The sequence below is a fragment of the Photobacterium sagamiensis genome (assembly GCF_050337085.1).
Lineage (GTDB): Bacteria > Pseudomonadota > Gammaproteobacteria > Enterobacterales > Vibrionaceae > Photobacterium > Photobacterium sagamiensis.
Genome location: NZ_JAKJSP010000007.1, coordinates 36,682 through 58,971, shown reverse-complemented (window position 1 = coordinate 58,971; position 22,290 = coordinate 36,682). Strand labels below are relative to the sequence as shown.

The 22,290-nt window shown below is 42.1% G+C and carries 26 protein-coding genes; 10 read left to right on the top strand and 16 right to left on the bottom strand.

All coding sequences use genetic code 11. The annotated features are described in order from the left end of the window. From L4D76_RS00990 to L4D76_RS00980, 3 genes are all read right to left on the bottom strand, one after another. Positions 1-147, bottom strand: a 147-nt coding sequence (locus tag L4D76_RS00990; protein ID WP_428439070.1) for a transposase, incomplete at its 3' end; no start/stop codon positions are given. Positions 148-309: 162 nt separating this feature from the next. Further along, positions 310-777, bottom strand: coding sequence for an OsmC family protein (locus L4D76_RS00985; RefSeq protein WP_428439064.1), 468 nt, complete (start codon positions 775-777; stop codon positions 310-312). A gap of 331 nt (positions 778-1,108) precedes the next feature. Beyond that, entirely contained in the window at positions 1,109-1,513 is a 405-nt protein-coding gene (locus tag L4D76_RS00980; protein WP_428439063.1) for a CAP domain-containing protein, read from the bottom strand. A 23-nt stretch (positions 1,514-1,536) separates the two neighbouring features. Here L4D76_RS00980 and L4D76_RS00975 point away from each other — a divergent pair, with 23 nt between their 5' ends. Next, a complete protein-coding gene (locus L4D76_RS00975) occupies positions 1,537-1,791 on the top strand; it encodes a hypothetical protein (protein ID WP_428439062.1) in 255 nt (84 codons plus the stop codon). Positions 1,792-2,450: 659 nt separating this feature from the next. Here the strand turns inward: L4D76_RS00975 and L4D76_RS00970 are convergent. Next, positions 2,451-2,741: a hypothetical protein gene (locus tag L4D76_RS00970; RefSeq protein WP_428439061.1), complete on the bottom strand. Its 291-nt coding sequence runs from the start codon at positions 2,739-2,741 to the stop codon at positions 2,451-2,453. Positions 2,742-2,892: 151 nt separating this feature from the next. Between L4D76_RS00970 and L4D76_RS00965 the strand changes: the two genes are divergently transcribed. Continuing rightward, entirely contained in the window at positions 2,893-3,105 is a 213-nt protein-coding gene (locus tag L4D76_RS00965; protein WP_428439060.1) for a hypothetical protein, read from the top strand. Positions 3,106-3,323: 218 nt separating this feature from the next. On the opposite strand, the gene L4D76_RS00960 is transcribed toward L4D76_RS00965, so the two are convergent. Beyond that, positions 3,324-3,701, bottom strand: coding sequence for a hypothetical protein (locus L4D76_RS00960; RefSeq protein ID WP_428439059.1), 378 nt, complete (start codon positions 3,699-3,701; stop codon positions 3,324-3,326). 313 nt (positions 3,702-4,014) lie between these two features. Here L4D76_RS00960 and ftsH point away from each other — a divergent pair, with 313 nt between their 5' ends. Then, positions 4,015-5,886 (top strand): ATP-dependent zinc metalloprotease FtsH, encoded by a 1,872-nt coding sequence (ftsH, locus tag L4D76_RS00955; RefSeq protein ID WP_428439058.1) that lies wholly within the window; start codon positions 4,015-4,017, stop codon positions 5,884-5,886. A gap of 69 nt (positions 5,887-5,955) precedes the next feature. Here the strand turns inward: ftsH and L4D76_RS00950 are convergent, their stop codons facing one another. Continuing rightward, positions 5,956-6,261 (bottom strand): hypothetical protein, encoded by a 306-nt coding sequence (locus L4D76_RS00950; RefSeq protein ID WP_428439057.1) that lies wholly within the window; start codon positions 6,259-6,261, stop codon positions 5,956-5,958. 230 nt (positions 6,262-6,491) lie between these two features. Here L4D76_RS00950 and rpoS point away from each other — a divergent pair, with 230 nt between their 5' ends. From rpoS to L4D76_RS00935, 3 genes are all read left to right on the top strand, one after another. Then, a complete protein-coding gene (gene rpoS / locus L4D76_RS00945) occupies positions 6,492-7,367 on the top strand; it encodes an RNA polymerase sigma factor RpoS (protein WP_428439056.1) in 876 nt (291 codons plus the stop codon). A 282-nt stretch (positions 7,368-7,649) separates the two neighbouring features. Beyond that, complete coding sequence (locus L4D76_RS00940) at positions 7,650-7,874, top strand: hypothetical protein (protein ID WP_428439055.1); 225 nt, start codon at positions 7,650-7,652, stop codon at positions 7,872-7,874. Positions 7,875-7,963: 89 nt separating this feature from the next. Further along, positions 7,964-8,503: a YceB family lipoprotein gene (locus tag L4D76_RS00935; RefSeq protein WP_428439054.1), complete on the top strand. Its 540-nt coding sequence runs from the start codon at positions 7,964-7,966 to the stop codon at positions 8,501-8,503. Between the two features lie 346 nt (positions 8,504-8,849). On the opposite strand, the gene chrA is transcribed toward L4D76_RS00935, so the two are convergent. Further along, complete coding sequence (gene chrA, locus L4D76_RS00930) at positions 8,850-9,998, bottom strand: chromate efflux transporter (protein WP_428439053.1); 1,149 nt, start codon at positions 9,996-9,998, stop codon at positions 8,850-8,852. A 505-nt stretch (positions 9,999-10,503) separates the two neighbouring features. On the opposite strand from chrA, the gene L4D76_RS00925 reads away from it, so the two are divergent. Together L4D76_RS00925 and L4D76_RS00920 are read left to right on the top strand one after the other, a co-directional pair. After that, a complete protein-coding gene (locus tag L4D76_RS00925; RefSeq protein ID WP_428439052.1) occupies positions 10,504-11,436 on the top strand; it encodes a LysR family transcriptional regulator in 933 nt (310 codons plus the stop codon). A 130-nt stretch (positions 11,437-11,566) separates the two neighbouring features. After that, entirely contained in the window at positions 11,567-12,112 is a 546-nt protein-coding gene (locus L4D76_RS00920) for an OmpA family protein (RefSeq protein ID WP_428439051.1), read from the top strand. Positions 12,113-12,510: 398 nt separating this feature from the next. Here the strand turns inward: L4D76_RS00920 and L4D76_RS00915 are convergent, their stop codons facing one another. Beyond that, a complete protein-coding gene (locus L4D76_RS00915) occupies positions 12,511-13,617 on the bottom strand; it encodes a 1-acyl-sn-glycerol-3-phosphate acyltransferase (RefSeq protein ID WP_428439050.1) in 1,107 nt (368 codons plus the stop codon). A 263-nt stretch (positions 13,618-13,880) separates the two neighbouring features. Here L4D76_RS00915 and L4D76_RS00910 point away from each other — a divergent pair, with 263 nt between their 5' ends. Beyond that, entirely contained in the window at positions 13,881-14,585 is a 705-nt protein-coding gene (locus L4D76_RS00910) for a hypothetical protein (protein WP_428439049.1), read from the top strand. 102 nt (positions 14,586-14,687) lie between these two features. Here the strand turns inward: L4D76_RS00910 and L4D76_RS00905 are convergent, their stop codons facing one another. After that, the gene (locus L4D76_RS00905) at positions 14,688-15,227 is read right to left on the bottom strand and encodes a hypothetical protein (RefSeq protein WP_428439048.1); all 540 of its coding nucleotides are present in this window, start codon (positions 15,225-15,227) and stop codon (positions 14,688-14,690) included. 24 nt (positions 15,228-15,251) lie between these two features. Next, on the bottom strand, positions 15,252-15,794 hold the full coding sequence (locus L4D76_RS00900; protein WP_428439047.1) for a nicotinate-nicotinamide nucleotide adenylyltransferase: 543 nt from the start codon (positions 15,792-15,794) through the stop codon (positions 15,252-15,254). A 216-nt stretch (positions 15,795-16,010) separates the two neighbouring features. Between L4D76_RS00900 and nadE the strand changes: the two genes are divergently transcribed. Further along, the gene (gene nadE, locus L4D76_RS00895) at positions 16,011-16,847 is read left to right on the top strand and encodes an NAD(+) synthase (RefSeq protein WP_428439046.1); all 837 of its coding nucleotides are present in this window, start codon (positions 16,011-16,013) and stop codon (positions 16,845-16,847) included. Positions 16,848-16,907: 60 nt separating this feature from the next. On the opposite strand, the gene L4D76_RS00890 is transcribed toward nadE, so the two are convergent. The 6 genes from L4D76_RS00890 to vxrA form a co-directional block, all read right to left on the bottom strand. Further along, complete coding sequence (locus L4D76_RS00890; RefSeq protein WP_428439045.1) at positions 16,908-17,417, bottom strand: phosphohydrolase; 510 nt, start codon at positions 17,415-17,417, stop codon at positions 16,908-16,910. Between the two features lie 156 nt (positions 17,418-17,573). Next, the gene (locus L4D76_RS00885; protein ID WP_428439044.1) at positions 17,574-17,747 is read right to left on the bottom strand and encodes a YoaH family protein; all 174 of its coding nucleotides are present in this window, start codon (positions 17,745-17,747) and stop codon (positions 17,574-17,576) included. A 114-nt stretch (positions 17,748-17,861) separates the two neighbouring features. Then, positions 17,862-19,079, bottom strand: coding sequence for an NnrS family protein (locus L4D76_RS00880; protein ID WP_428439043.1), 1,218 nt, complete (start codon positions 19,077-19,079; stop codon positions 17,862-17,864). Between the two features lie 124 nt (positions 19,080-19,203). Then, entirely contained in the window at positions 19,204-20,067 is an 864-nt protein-coding gene (locus L4D76_RS00875; protein ID WP_428439042.1) for a DUF2861 family protein, read from the bottom strand. Positions 20,068-20,072: 5 nt separating this feature from the next. Next, the gene (locus tag L4D76_RS00870; RefSeq protein ID WP_428439041.1) at positions 20,073-20,732 is read right to left on the bottom strand and encodes a response regulator transcription factor; all 660 of its coding nucleotides are present in this window, start codon (positions 20,730-20,732) and stop codon (positions 20,073-20,075) included. Next, a complete protein-coding gene (vxrA, locus tag L4D76_RS00865; RefSeq protein ID WP_428439040.1) occupies positions 20,707-22,146 on the bottom strand; it encodes a sensor histidine kinase VxrA in 1,440 nt (479 codons plus the stop codon). The genes L4D76_RS00870 and vxrA overlap by 26 nt, the downstream gene beginning before the upstream one ends. Positions 22,147-22,290: the final 144 nt, after the last annotated feature.

Below are 22,290 nucleotides of genomic sequence, written 5' to 3'. Positions count from 1 at the left end.
ACCATTGTTTTTTACCTGTTTTAGCCAATGATACAAGGTGTGGTACGGAATGCCTTCCTCTTGTGCAACTTCACTAACTGATCGTGATTGAGGTGGAAGAACTTTGCTTAAAACCGCCTCTTTTCTTTCTGGAGAATATAGATTCATTACAACCTAGGTTACCGCTCCCTGTTTTAGCAATTAGATGAAAACTAAGGGGTGACAACTATCCTGACACAGGGGGCTAAGTGACGCTTTCGATTAACTTGCCAAGCCTATTCACTTCAAACCGAAAATGCTGAGTGCAATGGCGCCCATTTGAGCAGATTGTTAGGCAATTATCTCAGTCGTCACCTCTGTTTTGACCGAGTTTGCTATAAAACAGTTCTCGTGAGACATATGATGCATTTTTTCTAGTTGCTCAAACGTTGGCTGTCGTTCACCGGAAAATACGATATGAGGTCGTAGAGTTACTTTTGTCACTGATGTTTTTCCATCAGCGTCTTCTTCCATAACACCAAGAGCATTGTCGACATACCCTTCAATTACGTACTTACGTTTTGCTGCAATTGAGAGAAAAACCAGCATGTGACAACTAGACAAGGCCGCTATAAACGCTTCTTCTGGATCGACGTTGGCTTCAACTGAATATGGTAATGGGACAACATGAGGTGAAGATGAAGCTGGAACAGTTACACCGCCATCAAACTCCCAAATATGACCGCGACTATATTGATTGTCGCTAAAAATTTCATCTTCACTACGGTTCCATCGAATTACAGCTGTATATTCAGACATCCTTTTTCCTTACTGTCCATTTTCAAGAATTGCCTAACATTATATCAATGATCCTGTTTTGTATATCTCGGCATAACAAGATTAACAATTCACTTAATTGATAACGTTCATTAAAGCCATGTCAGGGATTTGGTTCTAAGGATCAATCACTTACAATGACCACTGTAAGAGCATGTTTCATAAACGCCTAAGAAGTATTTGATTGTACCTGCAAGATTTACTGACCTTGTAGCTCTGTGACATTTGTCAAAAAGCCGCCACTATATCAGTGACGGCCAGGTGACGTTATCAAAATACTCTGGTAGTAACTAACAACCAGCGCTCAATGAGATTAGCTTCTTGGAGCAGCAAATACTTGGGTCCAGTAAATACCATATTGAGTGCTTGAATTATTCACAAATGATGCACCCATCTGAGTGAAATTAGCACTCATGATGTTTTTACAGTGGCCTGGACTATTTAACCAACCCGTCATTACAGCATTAACATCATTCTGACCCGCTGCAATATTTTCTCCTACTGCACGCCAATTATAACCTTGATTTGTTACACGGTCACTTACACTTAAACCATCTTGACCGGTATGACTAAAGAAGTTGTAGTTAGCCATGTTGCTAGAATGGACAAACGCAGCTTGCTCAAGATCAGCATCCCAAGTCAACGGAGCTACCGCTGGCATAAAGGTTCCACCACAGTCATAACCGGTAGCCCGTGCAGCGTTAACCGCTGTCAACATTTCTTGCTCTAAACCTGTAACAGGTGCTGGATCTGGAGCCGGTGCTGGAGCCGGTGCTGGAGCCGGTGCTGGAGCCGGTGCTGGAGCCGGTGCTGGAGATGGTACTGGAGCCGGTGCTGGAGATGGTACTGGAGATGGTGCTGGAGCCGGTGCTGGAGATGGTACTGGAGATGGTACTGGAGATGGTGCTGGAGCCGGTGATGAATCCCCATTACCTGAATCAACAGGGCCTTGCGCATTACTATTACCCTCATCCGGATTTGATGGTGTTCCATTGAAATCACCGGAATTTGAAATGTCACTTCCTGAGTTAGAGACGCTGTCCTGTCCACTCTCTGAGCCACCACCAGAACCACATCCTGAAATCAAGAACATAGAAACAAATAATAATGAGAATAATCGCATGGGTACTTCCAATATAATTGTATTTATCTATTTAATATCAATCAATATTTTGAGTAGTTGAATACTATTCAAAATATTAATTAATCCAAATTAACCCCTTAATGGAATTTTTAGCTGCTGATATAAAAGCACGATTAATATACTCGAAATTGATTTCATGCATCAACAGCCAGCGTTCAAAATACAGATAAATTGACAAAAGTCTGACAAAGTCAAATAGAAACCAGTCTAACAAGGTCGTATTACTTTGATTTTACGCATATTAAATAGTGACGGCCTGATATCGCATACAGCAATAAAACCATCATAAATACACATCTTGTTTGGTCGAAAGAGTTACTAAGAAAGGTGAAATAATACATTTTAGCTTGTTGTGCATATCAAAAATATAAATATAAATATATCAAAGCTGATTAGACAGAGTCTTTATCTAATGAGCTAAACATAGTTAATTTAGCTCATTAACGTAATTGTATTACACCTACCAAAATACAACCCCTTTGTGTTCATCTGCATAATGAGCCCACATTAATTAAGAGTTTTTATCTGGCTGATTCATTCCGAGTGATTCACCATGAACAATAACTTGGTAATCATCCTCATCAGTGTCACCTTCAGGTTTCAATTTTTTCTCAAATGTTGCCGCCTCTAGGTAATCTAACAGTGCGTTGACTTGCCCACTTTTAACTATGTGTTCAGGTGTTTCCATGTCGAAGGCCGGAATTTGTTCATGCTCATACCAAGATACAGCGTATTCTCTGCTGCACAAACCTTTGTTGACCAAGAACGTTAATACCCTTTCGCGATTCTCAACACGATGCATACACACCTCCTTTTATGAGACCTATAAAATAATAATAGTTGCAATTCGGCGTATCATCATTACCCACAATTGCGATTTACTATAATTTGCTCATATGATCTGCACCAACAATCTATTATTTACTTACTATGGATAAAAAGGTTGGGAAAGAATGATGAAACTTACACCAGAAGAAGTATTAGCTCAGATAGAGAGAGAGCAAGTAGTTGTAAAAACAGTAGAACACTGGTTAGATAACGCATTAAATGCAATCGAAGAACGCGGGTTCTCAAGTTTTAATGATGAAGCGAAAGCAACCTTTATTAACGGGTATATGATAGCAATGTCAAATTGCTATCATGCTAACAAGATGAATGATGAGTAATCGTTGTGTGTGGGTGTTTTACTCCAGTTCGGTAGCGATTTAACGTAATGCGCATTGGAGTTACCGATACTAACCAGTTTGCCCCTTTCGTTTGTATGAATGGGGCTTTTTTTGCGGATAGTGAAGGTAAAGTGATCATTTTTTTAATTGCATGGAAATTGGGGCAAAAAGGCCGAGAAATGCGAGTGATTTTAAAATTTCAAAGTCCATTTTTCCTTTTAAAACACGTCGAAAACAGGAAAAGAATGATAGCTGACAACACCTAGTTGCTCACGTCCATAGTCTAAAGCTGCTAATTTATCATCAAATGGCCCATAGACAGTAACCTCATGGAATTCATTGTACTGAGAGACAATCCATTGACCGAGCGCAAAATAAATCCCAGATTCCTGAATAAGCGGCTGTTGGTTCTTCTCAACAATATTGGAAACCACACAAACCAGCCCTTCAGCAGATAACTCGAAGGGAGATTCGTCGGGTTGGCGTTCTCTGCCATATCCGAAGTATTCAATTGGTTCACCTTCAGTATTGCGAATCATATTATCTATTAAAGAACGAAATCCGCCCCCTTTCTTTACCTTCTGTCTTTTAACCATACGTTTCAACCACTTAATTTCTATTTGAGTTTTCTTTTGTTACAAGATTTGTCGCCTGATTGAAATATCTTGTAGATGGTGAAGCTAAAAAGAGTCGCTAAACAGCTGGACGGATATCAATGTAAGTCAGTGTTTATTGATGATCACTATGATTTGATGCGCCTTTTCAGTCCTGCACTATTATAGATTGTAGTGGTACGGTAAATTTAGCCATCTAATTAGAGCCGACAGCAGCATTAAAGAGAAAGGTTAATAGAATATTCTGCATTTGCAAAAGTATCTCAAATTAATAAATTGCACCGCAGGAGGACTAATGCCAGAATCTCAACATCCGCAAAAACAGCCTATCCCAAATAATTGGATCATCAATGCAATGGTCATTATTGGATTGATGGTCACGCTTTATTTTTCTCTGACACAAAGGCCGGTAACAGAGCCTGCCTATGACATACCCTATAGCGAATTCAAGGAATTGTTGAATAATGGTGGGCTGGTGTCAGTCACACTAAAGGGCAATAAGGCTGAAGGTACTTTGTTGCAAGCTGCGAACATTGGTCCGCAGAAAGAGTTGAGCAGGTATTTCAAAACACGCATTCCCGATATTGGCGACGAAAGTCTTTTACCCGCTATTGAAGCACAGCGTGTTGAATTAAAAGTACTTCCACCAGATACTGATGGGGTCTTGTGGCCGATACTGCTTAGTATGTTGCCATGGATATTTATTATTGCTTTCTGGTTCTGGGTTGTTAATCGGGCACAGCACAATATTTCAGGCGGGCTGGGCGGCAAAGGCGAGTTGGGTAAATTTCTGCGCGGCTCTACCAAGGCTGCTGAAATTCCCGATATCACTTTTGATGATGTGGCTGGTCAGGATACCGCTAAACGAGAAGTCACCGAATTAGTTGAATTCCTCAAACATCCCACTCAATTTCGTCAGCTTGGCGCCGAAGTGCCACGCGGGGTGTTGCTGATGGGGCCACCTGGCACAGGCAAAACACTTATGGCCAGGGCTTTGGCCGGTGAAGCCGGTGTCAAGTTCTATTCCATTTCAGGCTCTGAATTCATCGAAGTTTTCGTGGGTGTTGGTGCATCTCGAGTTCGCCACCTGTTTGAGGAAGCCAAGAAAAACTCACCGGCGATTATCTTTATTGACGAGCTGGATAGCATTGGCCGTACCCGTGGTACGGGTCTCGGTGGCGGCCATGATGAGCGCGAACAAACCCTTAACCAGATTCTCGCTGAAATGGATGGCTTTAGCGGCCATGAAGCCATCATTGTACTGGGTGCAACCAATCGCCCAGATGTACTGGATCCGGCTATTTTACGGCCGGGTCGCTTCGATCGTCATGTGATGCTGGAATTACCAGACCGCAATGATCGTATTGCCATTCTGAAGGTTCATACTCGCAAAGTTCCTCTGGGTGACGACGTGGTTTTTGAGCAGATATCATCCGGAACACCCGGTTTCTCAGGTGCCGATATCAAAAATCTGGTTAATGAAGCGGCTATGTTGGCTGCCCGTGATAAGGCAACTAAAGTAAGCATGACTCATTTTGATGAAGCACGGGACAAGCTCATGCTGGGAACGGTACGCACCCTGGCTATTCAGCCCGAAGAGCGACATCGTCTGGCAGTGCATGAATCCGGTCACGCGCTGCTTGCCTATTTTCTTCCCCATGCAGATCCTATTTATAAAGTGAGTATCATTCCCCGAGGCAGGGCTTTAGGTGCAACTCATCAATTACCCGAACACGAGCGATACACGCTACCAGAAGATTATTTGAGAGAACGATTAGTAGTGATGCTGGGAGGACGAAGTGCTGAAAGGGAACTTTTAGGCAGCGTCAGTTCCGGTGCCGATGATGACATTTCCCAGGCTACTGCACTGGCGCGTGCCATGGTTTCCCGCTGGGGTATGTCGAAGGAAATTGGTCCAGTGGATCTCCGCAATAGTGAGGAGCATCCGTTTCTTGGCAAAGAAATAGCCCAGCCGCGTCACTTTTCCGAAAACTCGGCGCAGTTGGTGGATAAGGCTGTAAAAGAGCTTCTAGGCAATGCCGAAAAACAGGCTATGGATTTAATTGTAAGTCACAGGAAAGAGCTGGATAACCTGATTAATGAACTTGAAGAACATGAAACCCTGAACGGGGAGCAGATTAAGGTTTGTCTTGGCACCAAAGAATGATTTCAGGGGCAAAGCAAACACACGAAGTGACACCGTCACCCCGTGTGTACTGAGAGCGATTTCATGAGGCTAGTCGAGCAACCATGTCGACAGAGCTTCCCTCACCTTTTCGCAATATCCTATCAACATTTGTGGCTTTTCTTCGAATGGATCTGTCGTATGTGTAACGCGAACAAAAACTTGCGTACTTATATCAACATGTGTGATCACCTGCCCCTCGTCATTCTGGAAAATAAGATAATCGGGCGTCGCAAAAATCAGATGTTCTGGATAATAAAGGAAAGCATTGTCGGAATTATTTAGCGTACACAGCAACGATTGCTCTTCTGCCAAGGCATAAGAGCAAGCTATTGATAAATCAATAATTATTACCATCAGTACACTATGCTTTATTAACCGCATCATTTATTCCAATTTCACCATTCAACTGGAGTGATATCAGCACTATCAACCCCACCTTTAATCATACATCAAAGTTTTATGCCAATTTGACATAACCCAATACTCAACATGTAGTATATACCATTGGTGTATGATAATGTTTTAAGTGTTGCAGATAAATATAAGAGAAGTACCTCCGTACAATTTGCTGTTAGGGGATCGATATGGATATCACAAAAAATGAGACGCAAAGCTTCGATGCTGATGTAATTCAGTTGTACTTAAGAGAAATCGCACATAAGCCCCTCCTGACGAAAGAAGAAGAGATCTTGTATAGCCGTAAGAGCCTTACTGGTGATATGGCGGCTAAAAAGGTAATGATTGAAAGTAACTTACGCCTTGTCGTGAGTATTGCTAAGAAATACCGCGGTAGTGGCATGCAACTCAGTGATCTGATTGATGAAGGAAACATTGGCCTAATCACAGCCGTTGATAAATACGACCCTGAGCGGGGCTTTCGTTTTTCAACCTACGCTACATGGTGGATAAAGCAGACCATAGAGCGCTCCATTCATAACCAAGCCCGTACTATTCGTTTACCTGTGCACGTTTCTAAAGAAATCAATACTATTTTTAGAACGCATAAGCGGTTGATGAAGAATACCAGTCATGACCCTAGTCATGAAGAAGTAGCTAAAGAGCTTGAACGTAGTGTCGAAGATATTACTTCAATGCTTGCTTATGATGCGCCGGTAGTGTCAATCGATCAATCGATTGGTGATGACGCTAATTCTCAGTCGATTTCAGTCTTCATTGCTGATGATTCATCAACTAGCCCTGAAACGCATGTCGATCAACATGATGTTCGTAAGTTGGCTATGGCAATGCTAGAGAGTTTAAATCAACGAGATCGCGAGATTCTTTGCCGTCGATTTGGTTTGCTGGGTTATGAAACCCAAACACTTCAACAAGTTGCTGATGAAGTTGGTCTAACTCGTGAACGTATTCGTCAACTGCAGGTTAGCTCTTTGAAGAAACTTAAAAACACCCTGCATCGTGATAATTACGATATGGAAACTCTTTTTGCCGAAACGGCATAATACAACACGTGACCCTGTCACCTCACGTGGGAGCACTAAGTAATTAGTGCTCTTTAGGAACAACCTCCCCCCATTTTTAATAACCTCCTGAAATTGTATCTTTTTGCTTTAAGCCTTGTTTGCCTACTTGACCAAGATCTCACGGTTATGACAACTGTCGAGCCTTCACACCAGTTATTCAGAGTTGGATCGGCATATTAAAAATCACGATGTTTATCTCCTTGCTATAGAACATTCGCATCGTGTATCAATAGCTCATACCTTGATGGAATGAGCAAAATAATGAAATACAAAGCGGCATGGCTGGGAGTCTTACTCATTTTTTTACTTAACCCTGTATTACCAATAGAAGCCAAGATCGATAAGAAGCAGAAATGTCTCGAGACGAAGGAAAAAATCATTAAAATCAATCGTAAAATGCGTCAAAAATACACAGTTAAGCAAGGTGAAAAGTATAGGATTCAGCTAGCAAAACTTTATAAACTAGAATTTAAATACTGTTTTTAACAGATTATTGAAAATATTATGGCAACTACATAAATAAAGGCTAATACTTATCGATATACTCAAGCCTTAACTATTTGATAGGTAAAACATTGAAGTACATTATCCCCGCTATTCTTACACTACTTATCACTGGCTGCGCAAGTTACAGTGTCACCGAATCCGAAATCCAGGAATATCTTGATAGTCGCACAAGCTTTGAAAGAACAATCGGTGTAAAGGGCATTGCTCATGCCAATATCATTTTTAATGATATTAAGGTTGGTATCGGTCGTATTGCAGAAGACAGAGTGAGTTTAGATGCTAAAAGCCAAGCCGAGCTGATGATCACAGGCCAACCAAAGCAAAAGGTTGAGGTAGATATAAGTTTCAGCGCAATCCCCTACTACGATGAAGACGAAGGCGCTATTTTCCTAAACGATTTAAATGTTGAATCCCTAAATGTAACACCAGACGACCTGGGGATTTTTGCCAATAAGCAATTGATATCACCCATCGTTGCTATTGTGGGACAAATTCTATCGACACAACCGGTTTACCGTTTAAATGAAGGTGACTTAAAACAGTCATTGCTAAAAACAGCCAAACCTGAATTAGTCATAAAAAATCATTCACTTGTCATTGAATTATAGTAAAGCAGCACCTCATCGACAAACACCAGCCTTATTCTGGTGGCGATATAACTGGGTTTCTTATCCCACCACCTACCCTTCATACCAATCAGGTGAAGTATGTTACAACTCCAGCCAACTGGAATTAGGTCATAGAACAATCATTTATACTTTCCCGTACTAGACCAATTTAATCCTACTTATTGATTTATGGTGTTTTTCTAGTTTCGTCGAAATTAGGATTATTATTGTAGGTTATATATATAGTTATAGTGCGTTAGGATAGCAACAGGAATACGCAAAGGTTACACGCATTAACTTTAATTATAAAAAGTAGAAGCCGCTCCATTAAAGAGCGACTAGATGATTATATGAATGATTTATAGACGAAGAGGAGAATAGCTAGCAGCCAAACCGGGCATCGACCGTGCTTAATCAATCCATATCCCACAACCACTGCTATCACATCGGTCAGCGAGCCAATAGACGTTGTAATCACTGGCTTTACAAATGCACTGGCCAATAAGCCAACCACACTGGCATTGACCAGTTTTATAGACGCTTTTAAACGAGAATGACTGAAAAGCGCTTTCCAGGCTGGTAAGAATGCGAACAGTAATAAGCTTCCTGGCATAAATACAGCTATGGTAGCGATAGCACTGCCTAGAATTGGTGCGGTTCCTAATGCTGCTGCACCTAAATAACTGGCCATAGTAAACATAGGACCAGGAACTAATTGAGACGACGCGTAGGCCGTGATGAATGTGTCCGGTTCAACCATGCCCTCTAGCATTGGTTCAAGCAGAGGTAATACCACATGCCCGCCACCGAAAACAAAACTACCGGCCTGATAAAATACATTGAAAATGGCCGCTAACGGTGAGTCAACTGTTAGTAACGGCATGCCAAGTAAAAGAAATATAAATATCAGCAAGATCAGAATATTTGGCCGAATCGAATCATTCACTGTCCTGCTATGGCTGTTTTTATCTGATGAAAATGACATCATAAAACCAACCAAAGCGGCCAGAAGTATTGGTAAAATCTGCCCGATTAACCCTGTACTGAAAAATAACCATATGGCCGTTAGCAGAGCCACAGCAATGGTTAGCTTATCGGTGATGAGCTTCTTCGTCATCCCCCACAAAGCATCGGCAACCACCACGACAGCGAGAAGTTTCGCAGCTTGAATGAATGTATTAACGTATTCGACATTATTGAACTTCTGATTCGCCACCGCAAAGAATGTCAGTAAAACAAACGATGGGAACGTAAAACCCACAAAAGCAGCCATCGCCCCCGCATAACCGGCTTTTTTATAGCCCACATACATACCTAGCTGGCTACTAGCCGGACCAGGTAAAAACTGACATAAAGCAACCGCGTGGGTGAAATCTTCTTCTTTCAGCCACTTTAACTTCTCAACAAACTTTGTCTGAAAATAACCAATGTGCGCGGCTGGACCGCCAAAACTATACAAACCTAAAACAAAGAAATGCCATAAAACGTTGAACATGTTACCTCCTTTTGATTCGTATACTATCCGCAAACATATAATTAATTAAATCGTTAGCTTTGATTTAATCTATCATTTGAAGTAATTCGGATAAAGATCAAGCGATAGATCCGAATATAATCCTGTCTAGGTGATTTCTGTAATTATATTAGATAATATCGACTTTGATTGTTTACACACACGAACGGTCGACGTAAGCCTTTGATTTATAACTATCTGACAAATGCACAACAAAAGTAAGCGCACACTATAAATGACTGTTTTGCAGCGATACATTCGAAATGCGAACACTTTACTTGGATCTGCATGTGTGATGACGTGTTTCTATATTTATAAAATAAGAAATGACTAGCTAAGTTTTTTATAGCCGAAAATTCAACTGCGAATTACAGGCAAGACTTACTTACTTTTATTTTGTTACAGTGTGACGGGTAGAATTCAGTATTATTAAATCTTACGTTTATCAGTGGTATACTCCCCTAATCAGTTCTAATGGTTCTCCACTATGCTAGAAAATCTTCAACAAATGGTTATCCTTGCAACAGTCGGTCATGAGCAAAATTTCACTCGTGCGGCAGAACGGCTTGGTATCTCTAAATCTCAGGTCAGCAAGCAAATTCGTTTTCTTGAAGAAAGACTGGGGTGTCAGTTGGTACAGCGCAGCACCCGGACGGTTGCACTAACGGATATTGGTTTACAGTACTGTGAATATGGTCAGCAACTGCTAGATATTGTGAATGAAGCTGAAGCTATGGTGGCGGGCTATCGCAATGAAGTTAAAGGTGTACTTCGTGTTGGCATTGGTCAGTCATTCGGCAATTCGAACATCACATCGGCCTTGGCCGAGTTTCAAAAAGCCCATTCCGATTTAGAGCTGGAAGTCAGCCTGTTTGATCATCGCCCTAACCTATTGGAAGAAGGTTTCGATTGCTGGGTTGCGATTCATGAGCATCCACCTGAAGGTATGGTGGCGAGGAAACTCTCAAATTGTAAATTCGTTGTTGTCGCCTCACCTGATTATTTGGCTGAAAATAGTACACCCAAAGTACCAGGTGATTTACGCCATCATAACTGTATTACCTATCAAAGCCGTGAACGTAAATATATCAATTGGGAATTTACCCGTGATGGTGTTCACCAATCAATTCGAGCTCGTGGTAATTACCGCATAGACAATGCACCTGCCGTATTGGAAGCAGCAAAAAGTGGTTTAGGTATTGCCTATCTTGCAACTTACCTGCTCACCGACGAATTTGAAACCAACAAGCTCGTTCAGTTGCTGCCAGAATGGAAAGCTGATATGGAACTTCCAATTTATGCGGTGTACCCAAGGCGGAAATATTTGGCACCGAAAGTAAGATGTTTCATCGATTTTATGTCTGAACGTATGTCTCAACCTCCTTATCGAAAAATGAACCCGATAATAGAGAACAGCTAAAATAAAAGCATGTGGGTGGTACAACGTTCAACTTAACCACCCTTTCTTTGCTTCTTCTCATTAATTACATTGTGTTTCCCGTTGAATGTTCTAAACCTAAAGGAAAGGCTTATGTTCTTCAGGTTTATAAATGACTTACTTTCGTAATGTAATTCCATCTTTATTTTTTACTATTTTGCTGTTCAGCCTGTTCGGTTGCAGTGGTTCTTCCAGCACACTAAACACAAGTGACAGTGTCACGACCACCCCCTCTTTTTCGTCGACTCCTGAACCAAAAATGCTATTGGTTAACCTGCCTGAACAACGTGAAGTTGTATATTTTGAAAAGGACAGTTTTGAATTAAATATTGAGAACCAACAAGCACTTGATCCCATCGCGATACGCTTGAGGCTGCACCCTGACAGTCATTTGATCGTGATTGGGCATAGTGATGACAATGGTTCTAACGAATACAATTTAACTCTCTCTTTTGAGCGAGCTTTCAGCGTAGCAATATACATTTCATCTGTATTCGGTATTGAGGAAGAGCGGATACAACTTGTTGCTTTAGGTAACGATGAACCACTGAGTATGGGGAATAGTGAACAGGCAAAGCAGCAGAATCGGCGAGTTGAGGTTATTTCCCCGAAAGCCATTGTCAGAACCCTGAGTACAATTACAGGCGATACACTGTAGAGAAAGCCATTAGGAACAAACATTGCTGAGGTGAACGTGCTAGTACCTAAACACAGTAAAGATGATTGATTAAAACAGTCGAAGTCCGTCATCCCAGAAACCGCCAAACACTGAACTTGCAGGCTTTCTCAAAACTCACCTGGCGGTTATCAGGGATCCATCATGCACGGAAGGTTCAGTGGACTGTGGATCCCCGATAATCGCTACTGCAAATCCAATCGATAATGAAAAGATCAACATTAAGCGATTTCGAGGATGACGACGGTTTGGCTTCATCGATAAAAAACTAATCTGTTCAATCAATCATCTTTACTGTGTTTAGGTACTAGCATAGCGCCGTCAAGGAAAATAAAACATGGCGATAGTTGTATGCTATCGCCTTCGTTTATAGTTCAAGCTTATTGTTTTTTCAAAGCCGGATATGCGTACATATCTTTGAGAATGCTCGCTACACCATCAGGTAATGCAGACAGCTTATCTTCAAAACGCGTTTTTTCTTCTTCAGTGACAGATTCATCTTCAATACCAGCCGCAATATAGTTTGCAGGAAACAGCCGATAGTTAGCCGTAATTTGACGATCAATTTCTTCAGCCAGTTCTTCTGGTGTTTCAAATGACGATTTAATTACATCACCAAAGCTGACATGGATGTGGCGCTTCTGTCCCACAATTCCCTGAATAATGCTTTCGATATCTTCGAATTCACCTTTCTCATAAGAACCTGAAGTCTGTTTTTCATAGAGTTCATTCGCTTTCGCGACATCACATGGATCATTCTCATAAGAGATTGCCACAGGAACGATGTTTAAACTGGCCATAAATTCGGGGAAAGGCTGTTTACGTTTACGCCCTTCCATATTGAACATTTTTAAGATAGCCGGATCTGTTCTATCGTTACCGTTTTTAGCACGGCCTTCCTTCTGTGCAATCCAGATAGAATTCCCAGTTTCTAAAGAATGCGAAATGTAACTAGACAACAAGCCTATCGCTTTCATCATTTCACGAGGCCCTTTCGACGAGCGTTTCACGATGAAGCTTTTATTCAAACGCATCAACTCTGTCGCGCATGGTTTTTTAAGCAGGTTATCACCTATCGCTATTCGAACAGTTTTGCGTTTCTCTTGGAATAGACACCAGTTGACCATGGCAGGATCCATCGCAATATCACGATGGTTTGAAACGAAAAGATAGGCCTGATTCGGATCCAGCTGATCAAGCCCGTTAAATGTTACACCGTCACATGAATGGTCTATCGTTCCCTTCATGTACTTGGAAACATGAGATTGAACATCTTCAACGGTTTTAACATTCGACCATTTCTTTACTAAGAAACGCTTGATTATCGGTGTCAGTAGCCATCCAAAAATGCCGGATAGCAGAGGAAAACGGTAATGTAAAATTGCCGTAATAAATTCTTTATCGTCAATGAGACGAGAGATAGCATCACTCACTTCATCATCGTTATAGGGACGAATTTCTTTATATATATCGTTATCTGTTTGCACAATTATGCTTCGTCTGTAGTAAAAACGGGCTTATTTTACTTAGAAATAGGAAATTACCCAATGACATGACGCAACAACCACAGTGGTTGGAGGTCTTACCAGGCCATTAAGTGTGATTTTTAGCCATTTTATCGATCTTTGTTAGCCAGTTAGACATCAGTTCAATGCAAAAATCACCAATTTCTCGGCCATTGACTCGTCTGATGTTGACGCTCCGAGGAAAACAGAACACTATGTGCGGGCTATTCTGCTAGAGAGTCATTATGAAACAGGCAATTGAATTTACTAAAAACGATCAGACTTATCTTTATGTTGGGCCTCGTCGCAAGAGCAATACATCTTATATGATTGTTGTGACAAAAGGATCAGCTTTAATCCGCTTAGGTAAACAAGAGTTCTTGATCACCCAAGGGACAGGCTTCTGGGTCCCTTTCGATTGCCTGCATGCTTTGACCGTACTTCCTGGCAGCCAGTTCTATAAAGTTGAGATCTCTGTTCGTGTTACTGCTTCTGAGAAGGCTGATAACAACTCCAGTTCACTGTGCAAAGAAGCTGGCTTTTTTAAAGTGACACCTTTGCTAAGTTCGGTACTTATTGAGCTCGCCAATAGTTCAGAATCAAAACAAAACTGGAAAGATCCTTACGGGCGTTTGTTACGTGTAATGGCTGACCAAGCTACACAGCTTAAGGTTAGCTCTAAATTTGCTTCTCCGCATTTAGCAAAAAATTATCATGGTGCGTTATCAGCCTTATTGGCGGGTAAAAAGGTTATTGATTCTGCAGCGCAGACTGAACTGGCAAAGCTGCTAGATGTAACGGTTCATGAGTTCGAAACCTGCATAATGTTACGTGAAGCATTAAAGCTATCTCGGTCAGGCCGAAAATTACCTCAAATTGCAGAACAACTGCATACATCCGTTGATACGTTAAAAGCACTGGCCCAACCTATTACGGGCGAACCGTTTTAACTGTAGAGTCTAACTGAGCTAACATCTAACTAAGCGAATAGGAAATAGGCTGGCAAGAAAAAGCGACGTAAATACGTTGCTTTCTGAACAACATGACCGTAATTACTGGAACGGTATTTCGACTTGCAAAAAGACATCGTCATTTTCGTCTTCATGCCAACGGTAGTCAACGCGAAGTCTTAGTGAATCGCCATCTTCACCACCAATACCGAAGCTCATCTGCAGACCGTGATTTCTAATCCACTCCTGAGCATCTTGAATAGTCTCGATCTCTTGCTCATCATATTTTGCTGGTAACCAAGCGCCTAACCCATAAAAAGTTGAAGCCGATTTTTTAATAAGAAACGGTGAGTCACCATCTCTTGCCCAGTCTTCCCAGAAACCGCTACCAGATGCTTCTTTATCTTCGGTCCAATCTGAATTTTGTTCCGTGATAAATGCTATATCATCCGCACTTGGGTGTTCGGGGTGATCAATTGAAGAGGATGGGCAAGACTTAAGATAAACCAACCTTTCATCGTCAGACATAGCAGACAGTTGTTCTGAATCGTAGTAGTTACAGGATAATGCAAATACTTCCCACGAAACAAGAACAACAGCTATAGCCAGGAATGTAAGTAGTTTTATCTTACAACGCTTCAAATTACGCCTTATTCAAAAGAGCCTTTAGCCTTCGCCTTCAGCCTTATCAAAAAAATATCTCTCATCAGTTACTAAAAGTCTAGCTACTTTTGGTGTCGTTAAATGTGAAATAGGACGCTTTTTGACAATATTATCACGTATTACCGTACTTCGTATTTTTACGGTTTCCGGACACGCCAGTACTTGCCACTGTGACAATATTTGCTCAGAATTATAAAACTTATCAAAATTCTGAAAATTATCTGGGCCAACAACGAAGGTTAACTCGGTATCAGGCATTCGCTTCTGGAGTTCAGTTAATACCGCATAGGTTGTAATTGGTTCATCGCCAACAGCCATTTCTTCTTCAAGTCTTGAAAGTAACAGGTTGGGTTGATTCAGGTCGTCAATGAACGCCTCAACCAGTTCGCAGCGCGCATCGTAATCAAGCATCACCTTACCCCATGCATGGGCATAACTAGGAAGCAGCAAGACTTGATCAAAATGGCTAAGTCGTTCCAAGACAGACTTGTGTCCCAAACTTGGTGGGTTAAATGCACTTCCGAAAACGGCAGTAGATTGCGTCATCGTTTGAATGGCCTCTTTTTATACTATTTCCAAACGAATTTCACTTTGTTTGGTGGAAATCGCTTCAATTTAAATTTTATTCGCAGTTCGGCATTGATCCTGCCTTAGAGTTATCGCATGATTTTGCCAAAGGTTTAATGTAAAAATCACTTTTCCGTATTAAACCCATTTAACTGATTACAAATTGGGCTAAGCCCACTTAAGGATTCATTCACTATGGAACAGCTTATTCGCGCTGAAATGCGCGTATTGCCCGAAATTGATGTTGATTTTGAAATTCAACGCCGTATCAGCTTTATTCAACATAAATTGAAGCAAGCCAACTGTAAATCCCTTGTTCTTGGGATCAGCGGTGGCGTTGACTCCACACTGTGTGGACGGTTGGCTCAGCTGGCTATCAACAGATTGAATGACGAAAGCAATACTCAAGATCATCAATTTATCGCAGTACGCCTACCTTACGGCGAGCAGCACGATGAAGATGAGGCGCAGCTAGCCCTTTCTTTCATTAAGCCAACCCACTCTGTTAGCGTGAATATCAAGGACGGTGTAGACGGTGCGCACGCAAGTACCTTAGCTGCGCTTGAAGGAACAGACCTGCTTCCTTCATGCCACGCCAAAATTGATTTTGTTAAGGGCAATGTAAAAGCACGTACCCGGATGATTGCCCAGTATGAAATTGCTGGCCTTGTTGGTGGCATGGTATTGGGTACCGATCATTCGGCTGAAAATATCACGGGATTCTATACCAAGTTTGGTGACGGCGCTTGTGATCTTGCACCTTTATTTGGCCTGAACAAACGCCAAGTTCGCCAACTTGCTGCGGCACTGGGTGCACCGGAATTACTGGTTAAAAAGGTACCGACAGCAGATTTGGAAGAGTTGGCACCACAGAAACCCGATGAACATGCACTTCTGGTAACCTACGATCAGATTGATGACTTCCTGGAAGGCAAACCTGTCGAGATCGAGGTTGCAGAACGCCTTGTGGAAATTTATCAGGCAACGCAACACAAGCGTCAGCCGATCCCGACAATTTATGATAACGAATAAAACGGTTTAAACTGACTTACGAAGGCTTGCTAATGAAAGCCTTCGTTTTATCGCTTAACGTCAAAAATGCTTATCAAGCAGGCTATCAAGTTCCCACCAAAGTGCTTCACATAATCCTTTTCGGTAGACCGCTTGTTTAAACGAAGGATGCTCTTGCCGGTACATCTCATAATGCCGTTTTGATGTGCTTTTACTCGCCCTGACATTAGCTAACCGATCACAGGTTTTTACTATCAAAGCCAATCGGGCCGCTTCTTCACCGGTATCCAACAGTGCTAAGCGTTGGTTAATCGCTATCTTTCGCTTCGTTCTGTCTTCCAATTTACCATCAGTCATGTATTGAACGGCATCAGCAACCAGAAAACCAAAATCAGCCGCAATTTCATCGACACTGGTTACAGTATCTTCCATAACATCATGCAATTGCGCAATAATCATTGCATCAATACCAAAAGGGCTTGCAAGGCGAGAGACGGTTTCAAGATGAACATAGTAAGGGAGCTTGCCATACATTTGACCAGTATGCTTAGCTCTGGCCAATGTACGCGCTTTTATATAACGGTTATTCATCCTGCCCCCTAACTAAAACCACTACATCAAACTGAGCAAATAACACTCAACATATATTTTATTCCAGCGAGACTGAATATACTAAATTTACATGAAGTGTATGAGATTTAACGCACATTTTGTTAAAAAAAACGGCTCCTAAAAAGGAGCCGTTTGTTATTCTTCTTCGCTGGTTTGCTCAGCCTGTTTCTTCGCTGCTGCTTCACGGATCTCGTTAGCAACAATCAGAATCGCTTCTCCGCTACTCATCCCTTTCGCCATGAATTCATGAATTCGGTCAGCGGCTTTTTGTTGCTCTTCGTGATTCAACGTCGGCGTATTATTAAACATAGCTATTGTTCTGCATCTCTAAAGGGGCGGTCATTTTAGGACTAAACATGAAGCTTGTCACTCTTTGCCTGCAGTTAGCCGTTACCCGCCTCTCACTATAAGCTAATCCAAACGTTAACCCGGGCGGCCATCAAGGCGTGGTTGTGTTAACACTGGGAAATACAACACAGAGAATATGGTGAACGCGATAACCCATAACGACGCTGAGATCACATAACCATTTATCGCTAAAGACGGCAATAACAAAATCATGACCGTGCGAGCCAATGCCGAAAGAATAATCGCAATGAAAGCGCAAACAACCCAGCGTCCCACCTGTAGCGGACGTCCGCTATGCCCCAAAGACACGCGCGAAATCATCGCTAAGATCATGCCACCGATCCCGCCAACGGTAATAAAGTGCAACGCGACGCTGTAACTTATATCACCAAACATAAAGTGCAGACCTAGCATAAACATACCAATAATCATAAAGATATAAGCTGCATGCAGTGACCATAGTAAAGGTGTTTTCAGTGTCTGAAAGCTACGCCAGCGCACAAAACGAATAAGATGGGTGAAGCCGGTTAATATGAACAATGCCGGCAGAGTAACCTGATTGATTGCCTGAGGTACGGGCAATAACACATTCAATACCAGCAACCAGCTCGGAAGCATTGCCAGCAATTCAATCGCTGTAATACGAGTAATTTGTTCCGTATTGGTACCACGCCAGGTAAAAAACGGAATAACACGGCCGCCGACAACAAGTACAATAATGGAAATGACAGTGACGATAGTTAACGCCGTTGAACGCAGATCGTATTGCTCTGCACCAAAGGTCACACCTAAACTAATAAGGTGTAACTTAGCATTCAAGTAGGTTAATACCAGCAGTAAAGGCGCAAAAAATAAATTGTTCCACTGCTTTCGTTGCACAATTGGCTTTGCCAGGAAATAAGCGGCTAATGGGATCCAGATCAGATCAATGATCATCCAAATCATGTTCGGCGTACCCAGCAGTAGACCGATACGTGCTACAAGCCAAAACAGGAAGATAACTGCCAGCTTTCCCCCTCTTATACCAGGGTTACCGGTCCAGTTTTGCACTGCCGTCAGCAAAAAGCCGATGATAATGGCACAGGTAAAACCAATCAGCATTTCGTGGCTATGCCACCAAATAGGATTGCCATACATCAACTGAGAAACATCGACGGTACCAGACCAGAACAGAGCCCAGACAATCATTGATATTGCAGAGAAAATACTCGCACCAAGAAAAAACGGACGAAAAGCTAATCGAAAAAAGGGGATAATTCGTTGTTCTTTCTCGTTATCTAAAATTTGCATCATAGGTATACCTTGACCTACCTTTAAACATGTATAAATCATACACCTTTAAAGGTGCAATTAAAATACAACTTTTTAAATATAAATCAAAATTGAACGAATGGCAGGTTTTAGCCTGCTCATCAGGTTAAAAATCGGGGTGATCGACTGGCCGAGTGATACGTTGTATATCAAGAATCGATATTTCGCCTTGCCAGCGACTATCGATTAACCCGACGCTTAACCAATATCTACCATCAGGGACATCTATTTTCGGTAAAGTCGTTGGTAGCTTTCCATCCACTTGTTCGGTCCATAACGGCGTCCAAGTTGTGTCATTCAGATCATATAAGTTAATGGATAATACCGGTGATGGACATGCAGGGTTAGATAACTGACCTCGTTCAATACGCCAGTTTTTACTGTCTTTCCAACCAATGCGCTGTTTAAACGAAGGTTCCGTTAAGAGTATCCAACTGATCCAGGCTTGTTCACCTTCAGCATTAATCGTTAATTTATACAAACCAGCATTGATTGGTTTTTCTAATCGCCGGGCTTCAACTGAAAAATCGCCCCCTTCTTCAATCACTGGAGAACGCTCAATCATGGTTTCATCAGGCCATTTGGTTAATTTGATTGATTCAATTTTAGCCTGAGTCAAACCAATAATGGATACCTTAAGCGTGACCTGGTTCAGGTTCTGAATAACCTCGCGCTGAATGGATAGTTTCGACAACCATGGCGGCAAAACTTTTTGCTCAAGGCTATGACCACAATCTTCTGATATCGCAAGCTCTAACAGATTATTAAGATTAATGCGTTGTTCAGCATTAGGCGTCTGTTGCCAGGCCTGGATCATGGATTCAAAACTGGCCGACGTTTCACCTTTCAGCAAGCGTTGATGCGCAGCGGTGTACAGATCTTTACCTGTAAACCATGTAGCTGAAGCACCCGACGCGAATAGCGCCGAGTGCAACAAGAGAAGCGTACAAGTAAAAGAGAGTTTGGTCATTGGTTTCAGGATTTCATGCGGTAGCCGACACCTCGCAGTGTTTCGATCTCAATACCAGCAAGTTTTTGACGTAACTGCAAAATATGAGTATCAACAGTACGAGTTGTTGGGTAATGGTTATAGCCCCAAACCTTATCCAAAAGTTCGTCACGGGTAAACACGCGGCCAGCATGCCTGGCGAGGAACAGAAGCAGCTCAAATTCAGTGCGCGTTAATGTGACAGCGTCACCACCCTGTTGTACTTCGCGACTATCCAGGTTAATCGTAATGTCACCAACAGCAATAATGTTTGCAGCCTGCGTCTCCTGTTCACCATTTCGGAGGTGGACCCGAATTCGAGCGAGTAGCTCTTCTTCAGCAAACGGTTTGGTTAAATAATCTTTCGCACCTGAATCTAAGCCAACGACTTTGTCTGTGACTGACACCATCGCCGTTAATAAAATGACAGGCACGTGCTTAATTTTCAGCCAATCAGGCAAATAATCTAATGAATCACCTTCCGGTAACTGACGGTCAAGTACCACCAGATCCGCATTTTGCCATAAGTCTGCAACTTTAGTCGCGCAATCGGCGTATAGGCATTCATAGCCCGCTTCCTTTAAGCACTCGAGTAAACCAGCAGCAAGGTTGCGGTCATCTTCAACCAGTAGCAGAGTTTGATTCACACGGTATCTCCAAAATAAACGTTGTTGGCGGACCTTGTAATTTCAGCCGTCCACCCATTCTGTGGATCATCGATTCAACGATTGTAAGACCAAGCCCCAAGCCTTTTTCACTGACAAAGGGTTTCCTCAATCTAGCCCAGTCTTTGGGCCCCAGCAGTCCTTTATCTTCCACTCTTACAATCAACTTTCCATCATTGAACGATGAGGTCAATGTCATTGGTGCAACACCATATTTCTGAGCATTAGACAATAAGTTGTCGATACAAGTGCCCAGCCAGTAGATGTTGACTTTTACTGCCCTGTCTTCAGGTAAGAACAGTGTTACATCATAAGGTTCACTTAAATACTCAATCCACTCATTAAATGAGTCAACTTGATGAACGCTTAACTCCTGTTGATTTGCCTGAAGGTAATCTTTACTGGCTTCTGCAAGTTGACGTAAACGTCTTGAATCTTCAGTTAAGCGCCTGAACTCATCATACAGTGACTCAGGTAAATCATCAAAATGACGGCGAAAACCTTCTACTGTCATCGCTAAGCTTGCAATGGGCGTCCGAAGCTCGTGAGTCAGGATCTGCAAGACAAGCATACGTTCCTGCATTGCTCTGCGGCGGATCCGCCAACGGTAAGCTACCCATCCAATTAATAAGCCTACGTTAACAACCAATAGGCTTATTAACAAATAAAAGGTTAAATACGACTTATCTTCTTCTTGCCAGCAAATGTTTCCGCTTTTTACTAAACAAAAATCTGATTTGTTTAGCCGCTGAAAATGGATATCGTACCGATTTAGCACAAGCGACCATGTTGGTTGATCGTACACATGGTATTCATTGCCATTTCGGAACCATAACTCACCATTTGAAATAAATGCTTCTGCGCCGGCAATAAAAACGGTCACTTCTTCACTACTCATCCGTTGCAGTCGACCCAACACCGTATTGGTTGGTGAAAGTGCACGTTCCTGAATATGCAAATACTCAGTCAGACTGTCGACACGGTCAGGATGATTCTCCAAAAAGCGAGAGGCATAACTTCCACCGCCGGGATGAATATAACCTGAACGGACAAACCAGCCTTTAGGTAACACTGTATCGTTACAGAGGGCTCGGGTAAAAACCACAGGCTGTGTTACTAACGGGCTTACGGGCCACGGCCCTTTACACGTTAACGAATTCTGATAAAGGCGTTTAATTGACTTCAGCGGATAGTTAGCTGATTGTGGAAGCAAGCTTGATGGCAACAGCAACGGTGTGGGATATAAACTTTGTAACTGGCGAAAATCGTATGTTGCTAATGGCTCACTCTTAAACAAGTCAGAGCGTACCGCGCTTAAACGATCAGGCAAGCTTAGATCTGCAGCAGAACAGGCCCCTGAAACAATGAGTAAAATTAACAGCGCATACTTTTTCATCCATTGAGTTTAACATTCAATCACCAGGCAATGTCAGAAAATTGTCAGTAGTATAAAACGCTTACGCTTTGATTAGCGCAAATTCAGCAAAGAAATAACGCAGTATTTTTGCTGTGGCATTACTAACAATACCGCCCCCTTTTT